Below are 17,570 nucleotides of genomic sequence, written 5' to 3'. Positions count from 1 at the left end.
TTCCTTCTATATGGAGCGTTTGTCCTATATTGATGAGCATGCCAGATCCGTCGACGCGAACCGCGATCGGGCGTGGAAGGCGGTGCTGAAAGTCATGTGCCGTGACCCGCACGAACCCAAGGCGCCGGCCGGGTTCGTTTTCGAATCCGTCGCGGAACCACACCGCCTGGCGCTGCGCGGGCAGCACTGGTTCTCGAAGTACGCGCTGATCTTCGAACTGGACGAGGAGGGCCCGAGCCGGACTCGGGTCCGCGCGCGCAGCTATGGCGACTTTCCCGGGCCGCACGGCCGGATCTATCGCGCGCTGGTGATCGGGACCGGCGGTCACCGATTGGTGGTGCGCCGGATGCTGCGCCGGATCGCGGCGGCGGCATGATTCCGGGGACGGTGTGGGGCGCCACCGAGGCCGAGCGCGAGGCGCCGCTGCCGTGCGACGAGCGGCAGCCCGGCGGGTTCCAGGCTGATCGGGCGATCGGCATCGATGCGCCGCCCGCTCTCGTCTACGCCTGGCTGTGCCAGTTGCGCGTCGCTCCCTACAGCTACGACCTGCTGGACAACTTCGGCAAACGCAGCCCGCGCCTGCGCGATCCGAAGCTCACCGAACTCGAGGTGGGGCAGCGGTTCATGTCCCAGTTCGAGCTGGTGTCCTTCGTCCTGGGCAGGCACATCACCCTGATCGCGGGCAACGTGTGCGTCACCTACGCGGTGCGTCCCGACGGCACGGGAACGCGGCTCGTGGTCCGAATCCGCTTCGGCGGACCGAAACTCGTCGCCGTGGCCATGGCGATCGGTGACGTGCTCATGATGCGCAAACAACTGCTGACGCTGAAGGAACTCGCCGAGGCCGAACATCGCGTCGGCTCGGCGGCCGCCCCAGGGCGACCGTAACGCTGACGGGCGATATCTGCACCGGGTGGGCGCGGTGGCCGCTCACCGAGGGTCGCACGACGCAGGCGCCCTCTGCTTCCCGGCGTCGACCTCGACCCGAGCGCGACGGTGGTCCGGCCGGGACGACGCTCAGCGTGGGCGCTCCACCAGGTCGAACTTCCGTTGCTCGAATCCCTCCGGCACGGTGTCGCGCACCGAGATCAGGGCGTGCGCCCAGGAGCCGAGGACGGTGTGGTCGCCCGCGATCCTTCCGTGGTCCGGCGCGGGTTCGGCGGTGAGCAAGGGCAACGGATGCATGCGGTGACGAGCCTCGTTCTCCAGCACGGTCGCCTTGTCCACGAAGATCCGCTGGTCGTGGTTGAGCAGGTACCGGCCGACGGCGCCGTGTTCCGGAGGAACCAGTGCTGCCACGAAACCCGCTGTCCGATACAGGTTTTCGCCGCGCCGTGAGCGCGGCGCATCGCGTCCGGCCCAGGTGACCCGCGCGGGCGTCGTGAGCAGACGTTCGATCCCTTGGACGAGGTGGTGGCCGATCCGGGCGTGGTCCATGAGCTTCGCGCCCGCGTCCACATAGCCGAGCACGAGATGGTCGTCGGTGCGGAGTACTGCTCGATAGAGCTGCCACACGTAGCCGTATTCCCTTCGGTGGTAGTGGATTTCGTTGCATGCTCACATGCGATTGCGGTGTGGCGATTACAACGGCGTTACCACCGTGGTGCGGCTAGGGCGTGCTCGATACGCCCTAGGAAGTGTCCTCAAAGCCATATGAGCAGGGTGGCCAGGTCGAGCATGCCGCGGTAAGAGGTTGCGGTTTTGTCGTATCGGGTGGCGATGGCCCGATATTGCTTGAGCCGGTTGAAGCAACGCTCGACCACGTTGCGGCGCCGGTAAGCGACCGGGTCGAAACTCGGCGGGCGACCACCAGCCGGGCCGCGACGACGGCGGTGGGCCTGCTGATCGGCACGTTCGGGAATCGTCGCAGCGATCCCGCGTCTGCGCAGATGCTCCCGGATCGCTCGTGAAGAGTAGCCCTTGTCGGCCAGCACCCGACGTGGCCGTGTCCACGGCCGGCCCCGCCCGGGGCGTGGCATACGGATACCGGCCAGCACTCGAGTGAACACGGTGCAGTCGTTGACGTTGCCGCCGGTCAGCACGACCGGCAACGGCCGCCCCAGCCCGTCACAGGCCAGGTGGATCTTCGTCGTCGGTCCACCACGGGAACGGCCGATCGCGTGGTCAGCGGGCTCGTCGCCTGCCTCGGGGTAGAACCCGGTCTCCGCCGGTATGGACCACCCGACCGCGGCGGGCACCGGCGGCGTGCTGATGCGCGCGCACGATCGTCGAGTCCACCGACACCTCCCGATCCAGCTCGGCGACCGCTTCGGCGACCACCCGAACCCGCGCCACCAGCAGCGCCAAGGTCCCGTTGCGCGACCACCGCCAGAACCGGTTGTAGACGGTCTTCCACGGCCCGTACCGCTGCGGCAGGTCCCGCCAAGCGATCCCGGTCTTGGCCTTGTACAACATGCCGTTGACAACCCGCCGATCATCCACCCTGGGGCGGCCCTTAGCCCCCGACACCGGCAGCAACCCCGCCACGACCTGCCACTGCTCATCAGTCAACTCATGCCTGCGCACCACAACGCGACATCAAAACAGAACACCACCGGCCACAAAGCAGATCCGCCGCAGCAACTTTGAGGACACCCCCTAGCGGTGAGCGCCGGGATCGGCGACTTCGTCCGGGATGGACGGGTTCGGGGTGATCTTACGGCCGTCCGAGCCGAGGGTGTAGGTGATGACCACCGGACCGCCCGAGGGGCAGCAGTTGGCATCGTCGCCGGTCAGCCAGCGATAGCGCACCTGGACATCGCGGTCGGAGGAGCCGACCACGCTCGTGTACGACGTCGCCTTCAGCGTCGCGGTGCCGAGAAATCCGTCGTGGTTGAAGAACAGCACATGATAGGGCGAGCTGGCCGTGCCGCGTGGCGTTGCCGCGAGCACCCAGAGCAGCTGCGGGCAGGAGCCGACCGGCGCGTCGGTGGCGCTGTCGATGGTGTACGGGTCACCGCCCACCGAAGGGCCGATCGAGGTGATCGCGCTGTTGACCACGCCCGAGTTCAGATCGACGCACCTGCCTTTGCCTGCGGTGGCAGGGGCGGCATTGGCCTGCGCGCGCGTCACCGGCGGCGCCTGCGCCGGCGTGTCCTGCGTCGAGCCCGGGCCGGTCGGTGCGGCGTCGGCGGACGCGGTGGCCGGGCCCGATGTCCCTGGCGTCGGCTGTCCGGTCGCCGATGGCGTCGCGGTGCTCTGGCATCCCGCGACCGCGCCGGTCACCAAGATCGCCGCGAAAATCGTGCCAATAATCCTGAGAAGGTCGGATTCGGGAGAGTTGCTGTTACGCCGCGAATTTCATGGGCTTGCTCCGGGCACGGCCTGGTCGGCGTCCGCGCACGCGGCCGCCCGACCGCGCAGCAGCGTTTGCTCGGACGTGTTTCCCGTGAGTTCCGCCGCACGCGTGAATCCGGCCCGCGCCTGCTGGTTTCGGCCCAGCTGGGCGAGCAGGTCGCCGCGCACGGCGTAACGCAGAGGGTAGGTGTCGAGTGCGCCCGCGGCGACCAGCGCGTCCACCACGAGATCGCGACCGAGCGGCTCGAGTTCGAAGGCGAAGGTGCGGTAGCGCCGCACCAGATCGATCGCGCGGTGCTCGGCGGTGAGCATGAGCCAGCCGCCGGGATTGGGCGGGACACCGTCGCGCGGGCACTGTTCCAATGCCGCGACCAAGGCATCCTGTGCGAGCTCTTCGGCAGCGCCGAGGTCGCCGACCAGTCGGGTGAGCCCGGCGGCCAGCCGAGGTCATTCCATTCCGGGTCACGGTCTCGACGGCGCGCCGCGCCGAATCCGCCGACCGCTCATCCGCCGCGCCCGCTCAGGCGGGCTCGTCGATCCGCCGGACCTCGACGTCGATATCCCATCCGGGGCCGTGCGCGGTGAGGAAACGGGAGGTCCATTCCACTGCCTCCTCCTGCGACTCGACCTGCAGAATGCAGTATCCGCCGACGACCTCTCCGGATTCGGTGAACGGGCCGTCCAGCACCGTCTGCTCGCCGCCGGACTGGGTGATCCCGGGGGCCTCGGTGATCGGGCGAAGGCCGTTGGTCTCCAGCAGCACGCCCGCCTCCGGCGCGGTAACGGGGTCCACGTGGATAGTTCTTGCCCTCGCGCGGCCGAGCCGAGGCAATGCCTGGTCATCGGCTCGTGCGGAGTCAGCTCGACGGCCATGCGGTGGGTGTGCGTGCCGCGCGGGCCGTCCAGCGGCCGTCGTCGTAGCGGACCACGACCGGGTGGGCGAAAGTGGCGGTGACGTTCTCGGTGGTGATCGTCGTCGCGGCCGGGCCTGCCGCGACGGTGTGGCCGTCGGCGATGAGCAACGCGTGGGTCGTCGTACTGGGAAGTTCCTCCAGGTGGTGGGTGACCAGCACGGAGGCGACGTCGGGGTGGGTCCGGTCCAGGGTGTCGAGGGTGTCCAGCAACTGCTCGCGAGCGGCGACGTCCAGCCCGGTGGACGGTTCGTCGAACAGCAGCAGCCGCGGTTCGGCGATCAGCGCTCGGGCGATGAGGGTCCGGCCGCGCTCGCCCTGGCTCAGCGTGGGCCAGAGCTCCTTCGCCTTCCCGGTCAGGCCCACGGTGTCGATCATCGCCTCGGCCCGGTCGAGCTGGCCGGGCGTCGGTGTCCAGCGCATGGGGGTGTCGATCGTCGCGGTCAGGCCGGTCAGCACGACCTCGCGGATGGTCAGCGGAGAGCGCAGCGGGTGGCGGGGGTTCACCTGACCGATGCCCCGGCGCAGCCGCTGCAATTCGACGCGGCCGAGTTCCGCGCCGAGCACCCGCACCGACCCCGAGGTCGGGAAGGTGACCGCCCCGCAGAAGCCGAGCAGCGTGCTCTTGCCCGCGCCGTTGGGGCCCAGCAGCGCCCAGCGTTCGCCTGCGCGCACGGTCAGCGAGATTCCGTCGATGATCTTCTTGCCGTCGCGGCGGAACGTCACATCGGTCAGTTCCAACACCGGATCGGTCACGTGAAAGCCTCTTTCAGGGTGGTCAGGTGGGCGCGGCTGTACTCCGCAGCGGCGGTGGCGTCGCGGGCGGCGATCGCGTCGGCCAGCCGCTGATGCGCGGCGTGATCCGCGGACTCCGAGGGCACCGGACGGATCTTCAGCATGTCGATCATCGCCAGGCGCAGCCGAGGGAGGAAGCTGTCGAACAGCTGGGTCAGCACGTCGTTGTGGGCGGCCACGATGACCGCGCGGTGGAACGCCATATCGGCGTCGACGTGCTCGGCGATCGGCTCGCCATGCGCCTGGCGCGCGGCCAGCGCACGACGAATCAGGCGCAGGTCCGCCGGGGTTCGCCGCTGGGCGGCCAGTGCCGCGGCCTCGGCCTCGATGGCGATGCGCGCTTCGATCACCGCGGCGATGGCGGCGCCGCGCAGCACGGCGTCCCACTCCTCGGTCACGTCGAGCGCGGTCACGAAGACACCCGCGCCTTGACGGCTGTCCAGCACCCCTTTGCCCGCCAGCTCGCGGATCGCCTCCCGCAGCGTCGAGCGTCCGACGCCCAGCTGCGCGGCCAGCGTGGTCTCGCCCGGCAGGCGGTGACCGAGCGGCCATTCGCCCGCGCGGATGCGGGCCAGCAGCACTTCGGCCGTCTGCGCGGCCAGTGGATGGCGCCGTACCTGGGAAAGCATCGCAACCTCTCTACTTGTCTGAGGAGTCGTGTACAGTCTAGCCATCATGCGCACCATGCTTCTGCTCAGCCGCCACGGCGGGGCCTGAACGACCGGCCTCCCGCCGTGGGGCTTCGTCGTGGCCGGTCACATTTCGTCGTGACGGCCCGTTCGGCCAGGAAGCAGACCCATGACCACCGCATTCCCCACCATCGACACTCCCGCGGGCGACGTACCGGACCGTGCTCCGGCATGGAATCGCCAGCGGCGTTCCCAGATGCCCTCGCATCGCTACCGTGACGTCTACCAGCGTGTGGAAGTGCCGCTCACCCAGCGGCATTGGCCCGACGCCAGGATCACCCAGGCGCCCCTGTGGGTGCCGGTCGACCTGCGCGACGGCAACCAGGCGCTCGCCGAGCCGATGGACCCGGCGCGCAAGCGGCGCTTCTTCGAACTCCTGATCGCCATGGGGTACAAGGAGATCGAGGTCGGCTATCCATCGGCCTCCCAGACCGATTTCGACTTCGTCCGGCTCATCGCCGAGGACGATCTCGCACCCGAGGACGTGACGATCGTCGTGTTCACCCCCGCGCGGCGCGATCTGATCGAGCGCACCGTCGCATCGATCCGCGGCATCCCCAGCGACGTCGTGATCCACATGTACACCGCCACGGCTCCCGCTTGGCGTGACATCGTGCTCGGCAAGGACCGCGCGGCGCTGCGCGAGCTGATCCTCGACGGCGGCCGCACCGTGCTCGCGGCTGCCGGGGACCTGCCGAACGTGCGGTTCGAATTCTCGCCCGAGGTGTTCAACCTGACCGAGCCCGATTACGTGCTCGACATCTGCGACCGGATCACGACGTTGTGGGACGCCACCGTGCGGCGGCCGGTCATCCTGAACCTGCCCGCCACCGTCGAGGTCGCCACCCCGAACGTCTATGCCGACCAGATCGAGTACATGCACCGCAATCTGGCCCGCCGCGACAGCGTCATCCTGTCGGTGCACCCGCACAACGATCGCGGCACCGGCATCGCGTGTGCCGAGCTGGCGGTGCTCGCGGGCGCGCAACGCGTCGAGGGCTGCGTCTTCGGCAACGGCGAGCGCACCGGCAATGTCGACATCGCCACGCTGGCCCTGAATCTGCACGCGCAGGGCGTGGATCCGATGATCGACTTCTCCGACATCGATGAGATCCGGCGCACCGTCGAACACTGCACGCGCATGCCGATCCACGAACGGCACCCGTACGTCGGCGACCTGGTGCACACCGCGTTCTCCGGCACCCATCAAGACGCGATCAAGAAGGGATTGGCCGGGCATCGCGCCCGAGCCACCGCGACGGGCATCGCCGAACGTGAACTCGACTGGCACGTGCCCTATCTGCCGATCGATCCCGGCGACCTCGGCCGCGGCTACGAGGCGGTGATCCGGGTCAATTCCCAGTCCGGCAAGGGCGGCATCGCCTACCTGCTGCACCGCGAATACGGCATGGACCTGCCGCGACGACTGCAGATCGACTTCGCCGCGCACGTTCAGGCGCGCGCCGACGACACCGGCGTCGAGATCACCGCCGCCGAACTGCGTGATCTGTTCGAGGCGATCTACTTCGAGGACCCGTCGTGGCTGGACGTGAAGGACTGGCGCACCAGCGGCGAGGGCGCCCAGGCGTGCACCGAGATCACGCTGACCGTCGACGGGGTCACCCACCGTACGCGGCGCCACGGCGGTGCCGTCGCGGCGCTGACCGAGGCACTGGCCGAAGCGGGATATCCGATCGAGGTGCTGGGCCTGACCCAGCAGTCGATCGAGCCGGGCAACGACGGCGCCGCGATCACATATCTGGAGTGCAGGCTGTAGTCGTCGGCGCGCCGGCGGTGGCGGAAGGTGTGGTCCAGCGGCAAGGCCGCGACGGCTGCTTCGGCCTGGGCGATCTCGGCTCGGAAGGCGGCGAAGGTCGCCTCCGGGTCGGCGTCGGCGACGTCGGCGAAATCGCCGTCCGGGTTGTCCTCGGAGCAGTAGACGTAGGCGAGGTCCTGGCCGGCGGCGGCACAGCGGAACCAGCCGCGCTCGACCTCGGTCATGTGTCGGACGAGGCCGAGCAGCGACATGGTCGAGGGCTCGACGGCGCGCGTGCGAAGCTGCTCGGCGTCGAGCCCCGCGCACTTCCACAGCAGGGTGTCGCGGTGCCGGTCGAGCCATGCCCGCAGCATGGTGCGCTCGTCGGCGACCAGCGGCGTCTCGGTGCGTTCGAAGTCGGGCGCGATCCACGTCACGCGCCCGACCCTAGCTCCGCCCTGGCCCGTCGAGCACCCGAATTATCCGCGCTCAGAACATGCCGTGCGGGATCTGGGCGGGTTCGGGCACCGGCTGGACGACGTCCCAGTGCTCCACGATCTTTCCGTCGACGATCCGCCAGATGTCGATGACCGCCTGGTCGGGCTCCGCGTCGTCCGGCAGGACCATGCGGTAGTGAATGACCACGTACTCGTCGTCGGCGATCACCCGCGCCAGCTCCAATTTCGACCCGGTCACGGGTGCCTGGGCGATGAACTCGAGAAAAGCGTCCTTGCCGGAGGGGTTTCCGGGGCTGTGCTCCAGGAAGTCGTCGTGCAGCAGCGTGCGGAGCACGTCGATGTTGCCCGCCGCGAATTGGTTGAAGCCTTCGAGAAACAGTTCCTTGTTGCGCAGTGCCACATTGTCATTCGTCATGCGCCGAGATTGACAGCCCTCCGACGAGGGTGTCGATTACATGGCATGTAATGGCGGGCGCGACCCGGTCCTCGCGATACTGAGCCGATGAACGGTGATCGACCGGTCGGCGAAATGCTGCGGGAGTGGCGGCGCCGGCGGAAGCTGAGCCAGCTGGATCTGGCCATTCAGGCGGATGTGTCCGCCCGGCACGTCAGTTTCGTCGAGACCGGCCGCACGATCCCCAGTCGATCCATGGTGCTGCACCTGGCCGAACAGCTGGACATACCGCTGCGCGAGCGCAACCGCCTGCTGATCGCCGCGGGACACGCGCCCGAGTTCCGCCGTCGCGACTGGACCGACCCCGCGTTGCGGCGTGCTCGGGACGCGGTGCAGCGGGTCCTGCGGCTGCATGAACCGTATCCGGCGCTGGCGGTGGACCAGCGCTGGAACCTGGTGCAGGCCAACGACTGTGTCGGCGTGTTCTTCGACGGCGTGGATCCGGAGCTGCTCGAACCGCCGATCAACATGATGCGGCTCGGTCTGCACCCCGCGGGGTTCGCTTCGCGGCTGCGCAACCTGGAGCAGGTCCGGGCGTTCCTGCTGCCCCGCCTGGCCCGCCGGGTCATGGCGACGGGGGATCCCGGACTCGCCGCCCTGCACGAGGAACTGCGCTCCTACGGTGCCCAGGCAGGCGCCGACAGCGACCCTGCGGACATCGCGTTGCCGATCCTGCTGGGCCACCGCGACGCCGAACTGTCCTTCTTCAACACGATCACGACGTTCGGCGCGGCCTTCGACATGACGCTCGATGAGGTCGCGGTCGAGGCGTATTTCCCCTCCGACGACGAAACGGCCGCCTACCTGCGCGAGCTTGCCGACGTCACGCGCTGAACAGGTCACAAGGGTTTCGTGAATCGCCGCGCGGGCTCGCCTTCCAGGTGCCCGGCGGGCAGTTTGCGGCCGCAGAGCACGAGCAGCAGGTCCTGGGCGTGCCCCGACAACACCGTGCCGGAGCCGTAGCTGAAATCCAGGTCGTCGGCGCGCAGCTCGATGCCGCCGAGTTCGGCGCCGAACAGCTTGACGGTCTTCGGGTCGATCGTGTCAAGGACCAGGCGCATCCGGTCCCCGGGCACCCGGCGGTCCAAGCCGAGCGCCACGGTGATGTCCAGGCCGTGGATCACATCGTGGCTCAACGCGTTGGTGAGCCCGCCGCCCGGGGGCCGCCAGGGGTGGTCGACGTTGTCCCACAGCGATTTCAGCAGGTCCGCCGCGCTGAGCGTGGCAGCGTCCACCCGGGCGGTGCGGTCGGCCAAGCGGTTGAAGTTCCCGAACGCCGCGAGCATCCCCAGCGCGAAGCGTGCGCTCGACAGGCGATACGGCATGGTGATGTGCGCGACGACTTCGCGTACCCGCCAGCCCTCGCACAGGGTCGGTGCGTCCCAGCTCGCGGCGTCCAGTCCGGCCAAGAGTTCGGCGAGTTCCGTCCGTTCCGCCGTCACCGCCCTTCGCACCAGGGTATCGGTCATTTGTCCACCTCTCTTCGACGAGGGTGATCCAACCTCCCCGGAAGTCCGGGCGCCACCCGGCGACGAAAATCGGCGACCCGAGGGGTGGACGCGACCCCGATTCGTGCGGGGGCAGGCGGGCCCGGCCCAGTAGGGATCGCGGCGAACGCCGGATCAGCCGTAGAGCGCGCGGCGGGCCCGCCGATACTCGGCGCGGATCCCTCGCCCGGCCGCCGCGTCGGACGGTGCGGGAAGCTCCGCGGCCGTGCATGCGGGCCACGCGGGCGGGCGTGCCGCGCCACTCAGTGCCCAGGCGGCCTGGCGCGCGGCGCCGAGCGCGACGTACTCGGCCGGTTCCGGCACAGTCACAGTGACGCCGAAGACCTGTGCGGCGATCGCCCCGACCAGCCGGGAGCGGGCGGCGCCGCCGATGAGCAGCACCCGCCGCGGTCGCACCCCTGCGCCGGTGAGATGGTCGAGCGCGTCGGCGAGATGACACAGCACACCTTCGAAGGCAGCTCGGGCGACCGTCGCCGGACGCATGGCCGCCGGTCGCAGACCGTGCAGACTGCCCGTCGCATGGGGCAGGTTGGGTGTGCGCTCACCGGCGAGGTAAGGCAGCAGGACCAGGCCGTCCGCGCCCGGCGGCGCCTGGGCGGCCAGCGATTCCAGCGTGGGCAGATCCACGCCGAGCAGGTCGGCGGCCGAGGTGAGGACGCGCGCGGCGTTGAGCGTGCAGACCAGCGGCAGGAACGCGCCGGTGGCGTCCGCGAATCCGGCGACCGCGCCGCTGGAATCGGCGCAGGCGCGCTCGGCGCGGGCGAAGACCGTCCCACTGGTGCCGAGCGAGACCACCACATCGCCCTCATCGATGCCGAGACCCAGCGCGGCACCGGCATTGTCACCTGTCCCCGCGGCGACCAGTGCGCCCGACGGTGTCCGCCCGGCAGGCTCGTCCGGACCGAGGACGCGGGGCAGCGCGGGCGCGCGTCCACGAAAGGCCATGGCGAGCAAATCTTCCCGATAGGCGTTGTCGGCGGGTGACCAGTAACCGGTGCCGGAAGCGTCACCGCGGTCGGTGGTGGGCTCGGGAATGTACCCGGGTTCGCCGCCTCGCAGCCGCCAGGTCAGGTAGTCGTGCGGCAGCAGGACGCGCGCGGTGCGGTCGGCACGCTGCGGCTCGTGATCGGCCAGCCAGCGCAGCTTGGCGATGGTGAACGAGGCCACCGGCACGCTGCCGACCGCGTCGGCCCACGCTTGCGGCCCGCCGAGTTCGGCGATCAACTCCTCGGCCGCGCCGGCGGAGCGGACGTCGTTCCACAGCAACGCGTCGCGTACCGGAACACCCGCGGCATCCAAGGCGACCAGGCCGTGCTGCTGCCCCGCGACCGCGATCGCGGCGACGCCGTCGAGCAATCCCGCGCCCGCCGTCCGCAGCGCGTCCCACCACGCCGCCGGGGCGACCTCGGTCCCCTCCGGATGCGGGGCCTGCCCACGACCGAGAACCTCACCGCTGTCGGCGTCGCAGACGACCACCTTGCACGACTGGGTGGAGCTGTCGACTCCCGCGACCGTCGTCATCCGGCCCACCCCGATCGAAGCCGGTTCGCCTCGCCGTGGTGGGGCGGGCATGGGCGAATCGAGGCGGCCTGGGACGAAGCAGGTCGCACACCGACGACGAACCCGCCGGGTGATCCGACGCGAATACATCGCAGAAGGCCCATACCGACCACCTTGCACCCGCGCCGACCCGCGCCGGGGCTTTTCGGGATTCGACAGCCGCGTCGGGCAGACTGGCGCGATGAGCATCGACCCCACCGACGTGCGCATCCGCACCGGAGACGGGACGCCGCTGCCCGACCTGACCGAGGACGCGCTCGGCGACCTGATCGACGAACCGGCGGACCCGGAACATCCCATTCTCGAACTCAGCCGTGCCGACCTGCACGACATCCGGGCCAGACTGCTACCCGACGGCCTCTACGAACTCGAGCACCGGGCCGGATCGGCGACGGAGACCTTCCAGATGTACACCTCCGACCCGGTGCTGGTGCGTGACGTGCTGTGGGCGTGGCTGTCCGACGACCCGTGGTGGCACGACTCGGTCGCGTGGTTCCCGGTCGACCCGGCGATCGCGGAACTGCGCGCGGTGCAGGACGAACTCGCCGGACTGCTGGACGGCTTGACCCTGATGGACGGTCTCACCGCGGGCATGGACGCAGCGCTGGCGCGCGCCGACGAATTGCTGGCGCTGGAGGTGCCACCGGAGGCGGACGACCCCGATCAGGCCTGATACCACCAGGCGGTGGTCGCGATGTCGGCGTCCGCCAGGGGAAGATAGGTCTGCGCGTCCAGCCACCCGAGGGCCTGGACGGTGACCCGTAGCTCGCGCTCGAAGCAGATCGGGTCGCGCACATGCCAGCGGTACATTCCGAACCGCTGATCCGGTCGATAGATCTGGTCCCGCGGCAGCACTTGGTGCAGCCCGAGATAGGGCGTGGAATATGTCCGGTATGTCCCGTCGAGGTCGAAATTCCAGGCGCCGCCGAAATAGTCCTCGGTGCCGGTCCCGCAAATAGTGGGATGATCGACGTCTCCGTCGAGAAAGAACTTCACTTCGCCCTCGCCCCACCATCCCGGTGCACCCGGGCGGATGGCGAGGTAGGTGCCGACGTAACGGCCCGGCCCCGGCGCCGCGTCCAGAATGGTGTGCACGGCCGGAGTGCCCACGCCGGTCGTGTGCCGCCACCGTGTGTGCAGGTACCCCGCGCCGTCCGGCACGTCCTCTTCGGTGTAGGTCGCCTGGTAGTACACCGGGACCTCGCGGCCGCAACTGTTTTCCAGCGTGATGCGCGCTCGATGCCGGAACGGCATGGCCCAGTAGCTGTTCAGCCCGCCGGCGGGCGCGACGACCACCATCTCCGAACTCAGCAGGGCCAGCTCGCCCCACCCGTTGCAGAAGAAGGCGCCCAGGGGCAGTTCGATGGCGGGCCACGGCGCGTCGTCCCAGGTCATCCGTAGCGTCAGCCCGCGCAGTACGGAACGCTCGGTGGTCAACCAGAAATGCCGGAACACGCCCGGCCCGGAAACGTCGGCCAGCGTGGCGGTTTCGCCGTCGGCCAGCGCGATCGACGGGGACACCTTCCACCCCGCGCCCAGCAGCCGAGCCGCGTGCGCACCGGTGCCCTCGGTCGCCCGCGCGCCCGCGCCCGGCGCCCCCGTCGGGTTCTCGGCGCTGACCGACCGCGTTCGCCGGCCGTCCAGCCGCCACAGCTCGCCGCCCGGCGCGGTCACAGTCCCGGCCAGCCGTATCGGGGTGTGCCCGGCGCGAGCCCGGCCCGGTACGCGGCGCCGGGGGCGCCGGCCGCGGCGAGTTGCCCGGCATCGGACCGCTGGGCCAGCTCGCGCCGGACTTGGTCCATGTCGAGCCAGAGAATCTGCTGCACGAGGTCTTCCAGCGCGTCCGCCGCCAGGGCGCCCGCCTCGGAGTACACCAGCACGCCCTCCCGGAACGCCATGAGCGTCGGATACTGGGTGACCCGCGCGGTGGCGCTCAACGCCGGCTCGGCCTCGGTGTCGACCTTGCCGTGCACGATCTCCGGGTGCCGGTCCGCCGACGCCTCGTACACCGGCGCGAAACGCTGACACGGCCCACACCAGCCGGCCCACCAATCCACGAGCACGATCGGATTGGACGTGACCACGGAGTCGAAATTGTGCTGCGTCAGGGTGATCGTGGGCATGGATTCCTCGTAATCGTTCCGCGAAGTAACCGTGTATCCGCGCATGGCTGTCCGCGATCAGGAAGACGCACCGGCACGATGCTGTTCGGCCGCCAGGAAATGCGCGACGGTCGTGGTGCGGTCGTACAGATCGCGATAGTGCCGGTAGTACTCTTTGTATTTCGCGGTGCGCTCAGGATAAGGCCGCACCGTGTCGACGACAGGATTCCACCCGGAGGTGTCGATTCCGGCGGCTTCGGCGGCGAGCAGAGCGTCACCGAGGCTCGCGCCGACAGTGTCGGCGGGCAACTGCTGGGGCAGGCCGGTGACATCGGAAACGATCTGGGTCCACAACCCGCCTTTGGTGCCGCCACCCACCGCGACCAGACGCCCGGCCCGTCCACCGGCCTCGGTCATCGCCTCCAGGTTGTGCCGCACCCCGTAGGCGATCCCCTCCAGCACCGCCCGGTAGAGCTCGGCCCGTCCGTGCCCGAGGGTCAAACCGGCGACGATGCCTCGGGCGTCCGGGTCGAAGAGGGGAGTGCGCTCTCCGGCGAAATACGGCAGCGCGAGCAGTCCCCGGCTGCCCGCGGGCACGTCGGCGGCCGCGGCGACCAGGTCGGCGAACTCACCGCCGACGAGCCTGCGCAGCCAGTCGGTGACCGCGCCGGAGGTGGCCATGCCCGCGGCGAGGGTGTACGTATCGGGCCAGGTGCCGCAGGTACCCCAGAGACCGGGATGCGGCCGCGGATCGGCGAGCACCTGCACCAGGAACATCGTGGTGCCGTACATGATCATCGCGTCGCCCGGAGCGCGGACTCCGGCACTGGCCGCCTCGGCCCAGGCATCGATGGTTCCGGTGGTGACCGGCAGCCCCGCCGGGAGCCCGGTGGCGGCTGCCCCTTCCGCGCTCACCCGGCCCACGATCTCGGTGGGCCAGGCCAGCTCCGGCAACGACCAGCCCGGCACGATCCGCTCGGCCCAGTCCGTCGCCCATGCACGCGCACGCAGGTCGTAGAGGGGGACGCACTGACTGGCCGACTGGTGGTCGAGCACGTACCGGCCGGTGAGCCGGTACACCAGGAAGGAACTGGCCATCAGCAGCATCGCGGTACGTGCCGCGACCTGCGGCTCGTGCCGGACCAGCCACCGGGCCTTCGGCCCGACAGCCTGGCTGGTCAGCGGTGACCCGGCGCGGTCGAGCACGGCCTGTGCGCCGAATTCGGCGTTCAGTTCCGCGATCTCGGCGCCCGCCCTGGTGTCCACGCCGTACAGAATCGCCGGGCGCAGCGGCCTGCCCTCCGCGTCGGCGGGCAGCAGGCACGGGCCGATGCCGGACACGGCGAGACCGGCGAGCGGCGCGCCGCGGGCCGCGTCGACCAGGTCGCGGGCGATCGCGACGAAATCCGCCCACCACACCGCCTCCGCGTCGTGCTCGACCCAGCCGGGGTGTGGCATGGAAACGTCGTGCGCGCGTTCGGCCCTGGCGAGTACCGTGCCTGCGGCGTCGGTGAGGACGCCTTTCGAGCTCGAGGTCCCGATATCGATGCCGAGGAACATCGTCACCGGGTGAACTCGTCCACGGTGACATCCAGCAGTTCGCAGGTCGCGCGTACGGCGGCCCGGTGGTCACCGGGTACCGCGTGGATGTGGTTGGCGCCGAAGCGGTTCAGGAAGTCGTCGGCACGCGCGTCCAGCCGTGCGAACGCGTGCGGCCACTCCCAGGTCGACTGCTTCATCAGCGCCTCGTTGGTCTGCTGGTCGTAGTCCTCGAACTCACCGAGCATCAGCTGCATGCGGTAGTCGCCGTCGAGACGGGTGAGCCGCGCGAGGGTCATCCGGCCCGGCGCGGCCAGATGATGCACCGAAGCGCCGCCCGCGGGGAAGAAGAACACCTCCGGGTACAGGTGCACCTTCGCCAGGTTCTCCGCGGGATCGGCGCTGCGGGCGGCGAACCAGGTGGCGTGCTGGCCGGAATTGCAGAGGTCCCAGATGTCCCGATCGGCGTGATAGTGCCGGACGTCGGCGAACAGCACCGGTGTGCCCGCCACCCCCTTGAGCAACTGCATGGTGAGCGCACCGTCCATGTCCGCTTCGGTGGCGCAGACGTGCGGCTCCTTCGGGCCGTTCCAATCGTAGGGATCGTTGAGGAACGCCTCGGTCACGTCCATGGTGGCGAAATACTGGGTGAGTTCGGGCTGCCCCTTGATTCCTGAGAAATCCAGACGCCATTCATCGATCAGCTCGCGCACCGCCAGATAGGAGCGGATCTGGCGTTCCAGCAGTTCCGGGGTGAGCTTCGCCCCGTCGTAGTGCACGCCCGCGGTGTGCCGCTCCAGCCATTCGCGCGCGGCCCTCGCCTCGCCCGCGTCGGCCAGTTCGGCGCGCCGCACGATCTCCCACTGATCGATTTCCTCGACGTCGATGCCGAATTGCCGTTGCCACTGATCGGTATTGGCCACGGCGGTGTTCATGCCCATCGGCCGCCCGCCGAAGCGTCCGAACGTCGCGCCGCGCAGGCCGGATACCGCTGCCGCGGCCCGCGCGCGCACGCCGATGGCTTCGATGAGTTCGGGGTCGGAGGGGTCGCCCCACAGCCTGCTGTGCTTGCGCCCGATCTGGTCGAGTGCGCCGCCGGCCGCGAGCATGCCCACCATCCCGGGCTGCACCGGGTCGATATTCGACAGCAGCAGCAGCGGACCTGGCATCGCGCCCGCGACGAGCATGGTGAAATGCGGGAACGCCCAGACCGCGTAGTGCAGGACGGTCAGGTCGACGCCTGCCGCCGCGACCGAGCGCGCCACCGAACTCGCCAGCGCGTTGTCGCTGATCGGCGTCGCGCCGACGACCACATCGTGTCCCGCGGCGGTGAGCGCGGCCACCAGCCGGTCCTCGGTGGCGGCGATGAAATCGGCGATGCCCGCGTGGACATAGTCGCGGCCATCGGAAATGCTGATAACGCCGATACGGGCCATGCCGGTCCCTCCAGGACGTGGGGGTGATCGGAGAGTTCGACTCGATCAACAGATACCAGCCGGGGCCGGGCTCGAAGGCGGGTTTCGCCGAAATAGAGCCCGGCTCGGTGCTTCGGACCGCTTATCGCGGAACCGTTTTGACCTCGCGCGACTGCGGGAAGCTGAGCGGCGCCAGATGGACGCCGCCCTGCCCCCAACCCGCGCTGGTGATCCACCAGCGGCCGTCCGCCTGGACGACTTCGGCGGCGTGCGCCGCGATGTGGCCCACTTTGTCTCCGATGCGGAAGCGGAACGGGCTGTCGCTGCGGAAGACATCGGTGCCGACGTAATGCGGACGCGGACCGATGAACAGGTACCACCACCCGTCCTGCCGGAGGACGTAAGGGGATTCGGTATTGCCCGCTTCGGTGCCTTTGGTCGGATCGGTGTAGGCGATGTGCCGCTCGCCCCAGTGCACGAGGTCGGTGCTGGTGCGGTACGCGACGACGTGATGACCGCCGGTCGGGGCGCTCGTCGCGCAGTAGTACATCACCCACTGGTCACCCACGCGCACCACCATGGGATCACGGGCGTCGTAGCCGTCGCGGAACAGCGGGCCCGCCGGCAATCTGGTCCACCGGAACAGATCCGGCGAGGTCGCCGCGTTCATCGCCGCGCCGGTGCGGTCCGCGCCGCCCGCCGCGTAGAACATGTGGTACTGCCCGTCGGCTTCGACCACGTAGGGCGCCCACAGGTGCGTTTCCCCGTATTGCCGATCCACCCGCAGCGCGGCGGCGTGCTTGGTCCAGGGTCCGTGCAGCCGGTCGGCGCTGGCATGGGCGAACTCGATCTCGTCGAACGGCTCCGCGGGTTCGGGGTGGGTGATTCCGAAGAGGTGCCATCGCCCCGCGGCGTCGCGGACGATCGTGTGGTCGTTGATGTACCAATCTTCCGATTCGCCGACGCTCGGGTCGTAGATCCGCGCGAAGGGCCCCGCTCGCACCACTTCCCGCGTCGTCATGGGTTCATGATGCCGTCGCGGTGGTCGTCCCCGTGCCGTCCCGCGGATTTCGGTCCGGGCGCAAA

Annotated in this window: 20 protein-coding genes and 1 pseudogene; 5 read left to right on the top strand and 16 right to left on the bottom strand. The window is 69.6% G+C overall.

Annotated features, from left to right (window positions below; all coding sequences use genetic code 11):
• Window positions 1–10: 10 nt before the first annotated feature.
• Together LTT66_RS36280 and LTT66_RS36275 are read left to right on the top strand one after the other, a co-directional pair.
• The gene (locus LTT66_RS36280; RefSeq protein ID WP_233062952.1) at window positions 11–376 is read left to right on the top strand and encodes a hypothetical protein; all 366 of its coding nucleotides are present in this window, start codon (window positions 11–13) and stop codon (window positions 374–376) included.
• A complete protein-coding gene (locus tag LTT66_RS36275; RefSeq protein ID WP_233062950.1) occupies window positions 373–888 on the top strand; it encodes an SRPBCC family protein in 516 nt (171 codons plus the stop codon). The genes LTT66_RS36280 and LTT66_RS36275 overlap by 4 nt, the downstream gene beginning before the upstream one ends.
• Before the next feature lie 129 nt (window positions 889–1,017).
• Here the strand turns inward: LTT66_RS36275 and LTT66_RS36270 are convergent, their stop codons facing one another.
• The 7 genes from LTT66_RS36270 to LTT66_RS36240 all read right to left on the bottom strand — a co-directional run bounded on the left by LTT66_RS36270 (window position 1,018) and on the right by LTT66_RS36240 (window position 5,632).
• Window positions 1,018–1,515, bottom strand: coding sequence for a hypothetical protein (locus tag LTT66_RS36270; RefSeq protein WP_233062949.1), 498 nt, complete (start codon window positions 1,513–1,515; stop codon window positions 1,018–1,020).
• Window positions 1,516–1,643: 128 nt separating this feature from the next.
• Window positions 1,644–2,526 (bottom strand): IS5 family transposase gene (locus LTT66_RS36265; protein ID WP_408638888.1). Its coding sequence is split into 2 segments (ribosomal slippage): window positions 1,644–2,150 and window positions 2,152–2,526, totalling 882 coding nucleotides; the frame shifts between segments, so codons are not numbered across the junction.
• Between the two features lie 72 nt (window positions 2,527–2,598).
• Window positions 2,599–3,225 carry an LppP/LprE family lipoprotein gene (locus LTT66_RS36260; protein WP_233062948.1) on the bottom strand — a complete coding sequence of 209 codons (627 nt, stop codon included), beginning with the start codon at window positions 3,223–3,225 and terminating at the stop codon, window positions 2,599–2,601.
• A 75-nt stretch (window positions 3,226–3,300) separates the two neighbouring features.
• On the bottom strand, window positions 3,301–3,717 hold the full coding sequence (locus tag LTT66_RS36255; RefSeq protein ID WP_332909706.1) for a sigma factor: 417 nt from the start codon (window positions 3,715–3,717) through the stop codon (window positions 3,301–3,303).
• Between the two features lie 100 nt (window positions 3,718–3,817).
• The gene (locus LTT66_RS36250) at window positions 3,818–4,090 is read right to left on the bottom strand and encodes a YciI family protein (RefSeq protein WP_233062946.1); all 273 of its coding nucleotides are present in this window, start codon (window positions 4,088–4,090) and stop codon (window positions 3,818–3,820) included.
• A 64-nt stretch (window positions 4,091–4,154) separates the two neighbouring features.
• The gene (locus LTT66_RS36245; protein WP_233062945.1) at window positions 4,155–4,964 is read right to left on the bottom strand and encodes an ABC transporter ATP-binding protein; all 810 of its coding nucleotides are present in this window, start codon (window positions 4,962–4,964) and stop codon (window positions 4,155–4,157) included.
• Window positions 4,961–5,632: a FadR/GntR family transcriptional regulator gene (locus tag LTT66_RS36240; protein ID WP_233062944.1), complete on the bottom strand. Its 672-nt coding sequence runs from the start codon at window positions 5,630–5,632 to the stop codon at window positions 4,961–4,963. The genes LTT66_RS36245 and LTT66_RS36240 overlap by 4 nt, the downstream gene beginning before the upstream one ends.
• A gap of 256 nt (window positions 5,633–5,888) precedes the next feature.
• Between LTT66_RS36240 and LTT66_RS36235 the strand changes: the two genes are divergently transcribed.
• Entirely contained in the window at window positions 5,889–7,469 is a 1,581-nt protein-coding gene (locus LTT66_RS36235; protein WP_233069519.1) for a 2-isopropylmalate synthase, read from the top strand.
• A 35-nt stretch (window positions 7,470–7,504) separates the two neighbouring features.
• On the opposite strand, the pseudogene LTT66_RS36230 reads toward LTT66_RS36235, so the two are convergent.
• Window positions 7,505–7,822: pseudogene (locus LTT66_RS36230) on the bottom strand (mycothiol transferase); the annotation flags it as partial.
• Window positions 7,823–7,937: 115 nt separating this feature from the next.
• Entirely contained in the window at window positions 7,938–8,321 is a 384-nt protein-coding gene (locus LTT66_RS36225) for a nuclear transport factor 2 family protein (RefSeq protein ID WP_233062943.1), read from the bottom strand.
• Between the two features lie 87 nt (window positions 8,322–8,408).
• Here LTT66_RS36225 and LTT66_RS36220 point away from each other — a divergent pair, with 87 nt between their 5' ends.
• Entirely contained in the window at window positions 8,409–9,194 is a 786-nt protein-coding gene (locus LTT66_RS36220) for a helix-turn-helix domain-containing protein (protein WP_233062941.1), read from the top strand.
• 5 nt (window positions 9,195–9,199) lie between these two features.
• Here the strand turns inward: LTT66_RS36220 and LTT66_RS36215 are convergent, their stop codons facing one another.
• Together LTT66_RS36215 and xylB are read right to left on the bottom strand one after the other, a co-directional pair.
• Complete coding sequence (locus LTT66_RS36215; protein WP_233062939.1) at window positions 9,200–9,829, bottom strand: maleylpyruvate isomerase family mycothiol-dependent enzyme; 630 nt, start codon at window positions 9,827–9,829, stop codon at window positions 9,200–9,202.
• Window positions 9,830–9,982: 153 nt separating this feature from the next.
• Window positions 9,983–11,389: a xylulokinase gene (gene xylB / locus LTT66_RS36210; RefSeq protein WP_233062938.1), complete on the bottom strand. Its 1,407-nt coding sequence runs from the start codon at window positions 11,387–11,389 to the stop codon at window positions 9,983–9,985.
• A gap of 220 nt (window positions 11,390–11,609) precedes the next feature.
• Here xylB and LTT66_RS36205 point away from each other — a divergent pair, with 220 nt between their 5' ends.
• Window positions 11,610–12,101, top strand: a complete 492-nt coding sequence (locus tag LTT66_RS36205) for a hypothetical protein (protein ID WP_181723715.1) — start codon at window positions 11,610–11,612, stop codon at window positions 12,099–12,101.
• Here the strand turns inward: LTT66_RS36205 and LTT66_RS36200 are convergent.
• From LTT66_RS36200 to LTT66_RS36180, 5 genes are all read right to left on the bottom strand, one after another.
• On the bottom strand, window positions 12,092–13,102 hold the full coding sequence (locus LTT66_RS36200) for a glycoside hydrolase family 172 protein (RefSeq protein WP_233062937.1): 1,011 nt from the start codon (window positions 13,100–13,102) through the stop codon (window positions 12,092–12,094). The two genes, LTT66_RS36205 and LTT66_RS36200, sit on opposite strands and share 10 nt — an antisense overlap.
• Entirely contained in the window at window positions 13,099–13,551 is a 453-nt protein-coding gene (locus tag LTT66_RS36195; protein ID WP_195035292.1) for a thioredoxin family protein, read from the bottom strand. Before LTT66_RS36195 ends, LTT66_RS36200 begins: the two co-directional genes overlap by 4 nt.
• Before the next feature lie 57 nt (window positions 13,552–13,608).
• Window positions 13,609–15,090, bottom strand: coding sequence for an FGGY-family carbohydrate kinase (locus LTT66_RS36190; RefSeq protein ID WP_233069518.1), 1,482 nt, complete (start codon window positions 15,088–15,090; stop codon window positions 13,609–13,611).
• A gap of 2 nt (window positions 15,091–15,092) precedes the next feature.
• On the bottom strand, window positions 15,093–16,505 hold the full coding sequence (locus LTT66_RS36185; protein WP_233062936.1) for an L-fucose/L-arabinose isomerase family protein: 1,413 nt from the start codon (window positions 16,503–16,505) through the stop codon (window positions 15,093–15,095).
• A 121-nt stretch (window positions 16,506–16,626) separates the two neighbouring features.
• Window positions 16,627–17,505, bottom strand: coding sequence for a glycoside hydrolase family protein (locus LTT66_RS36180; RefSeq protein ID WP_181723711.1), 879 nt, complete (start codon window positions 17,503–17,505; stop codon window positions 16,627–16,629).
• Window positions 17,506–17,570: the final 65 nt, after the last annotated feature.

Source organism: Nocardia gipuzkoensis (assembly GCF_021183645.1).
GTDB classification, from domain to species: domain Bacteria; phylum Actinomycetota; class Actinomycetes; order Mycobacteriales; family Mycobacteriaceae; genus Nocardia; species Nocardia abscessus.
This window is presented reverse-complemented; position numbering and strand designations above follow the sequence as displayed.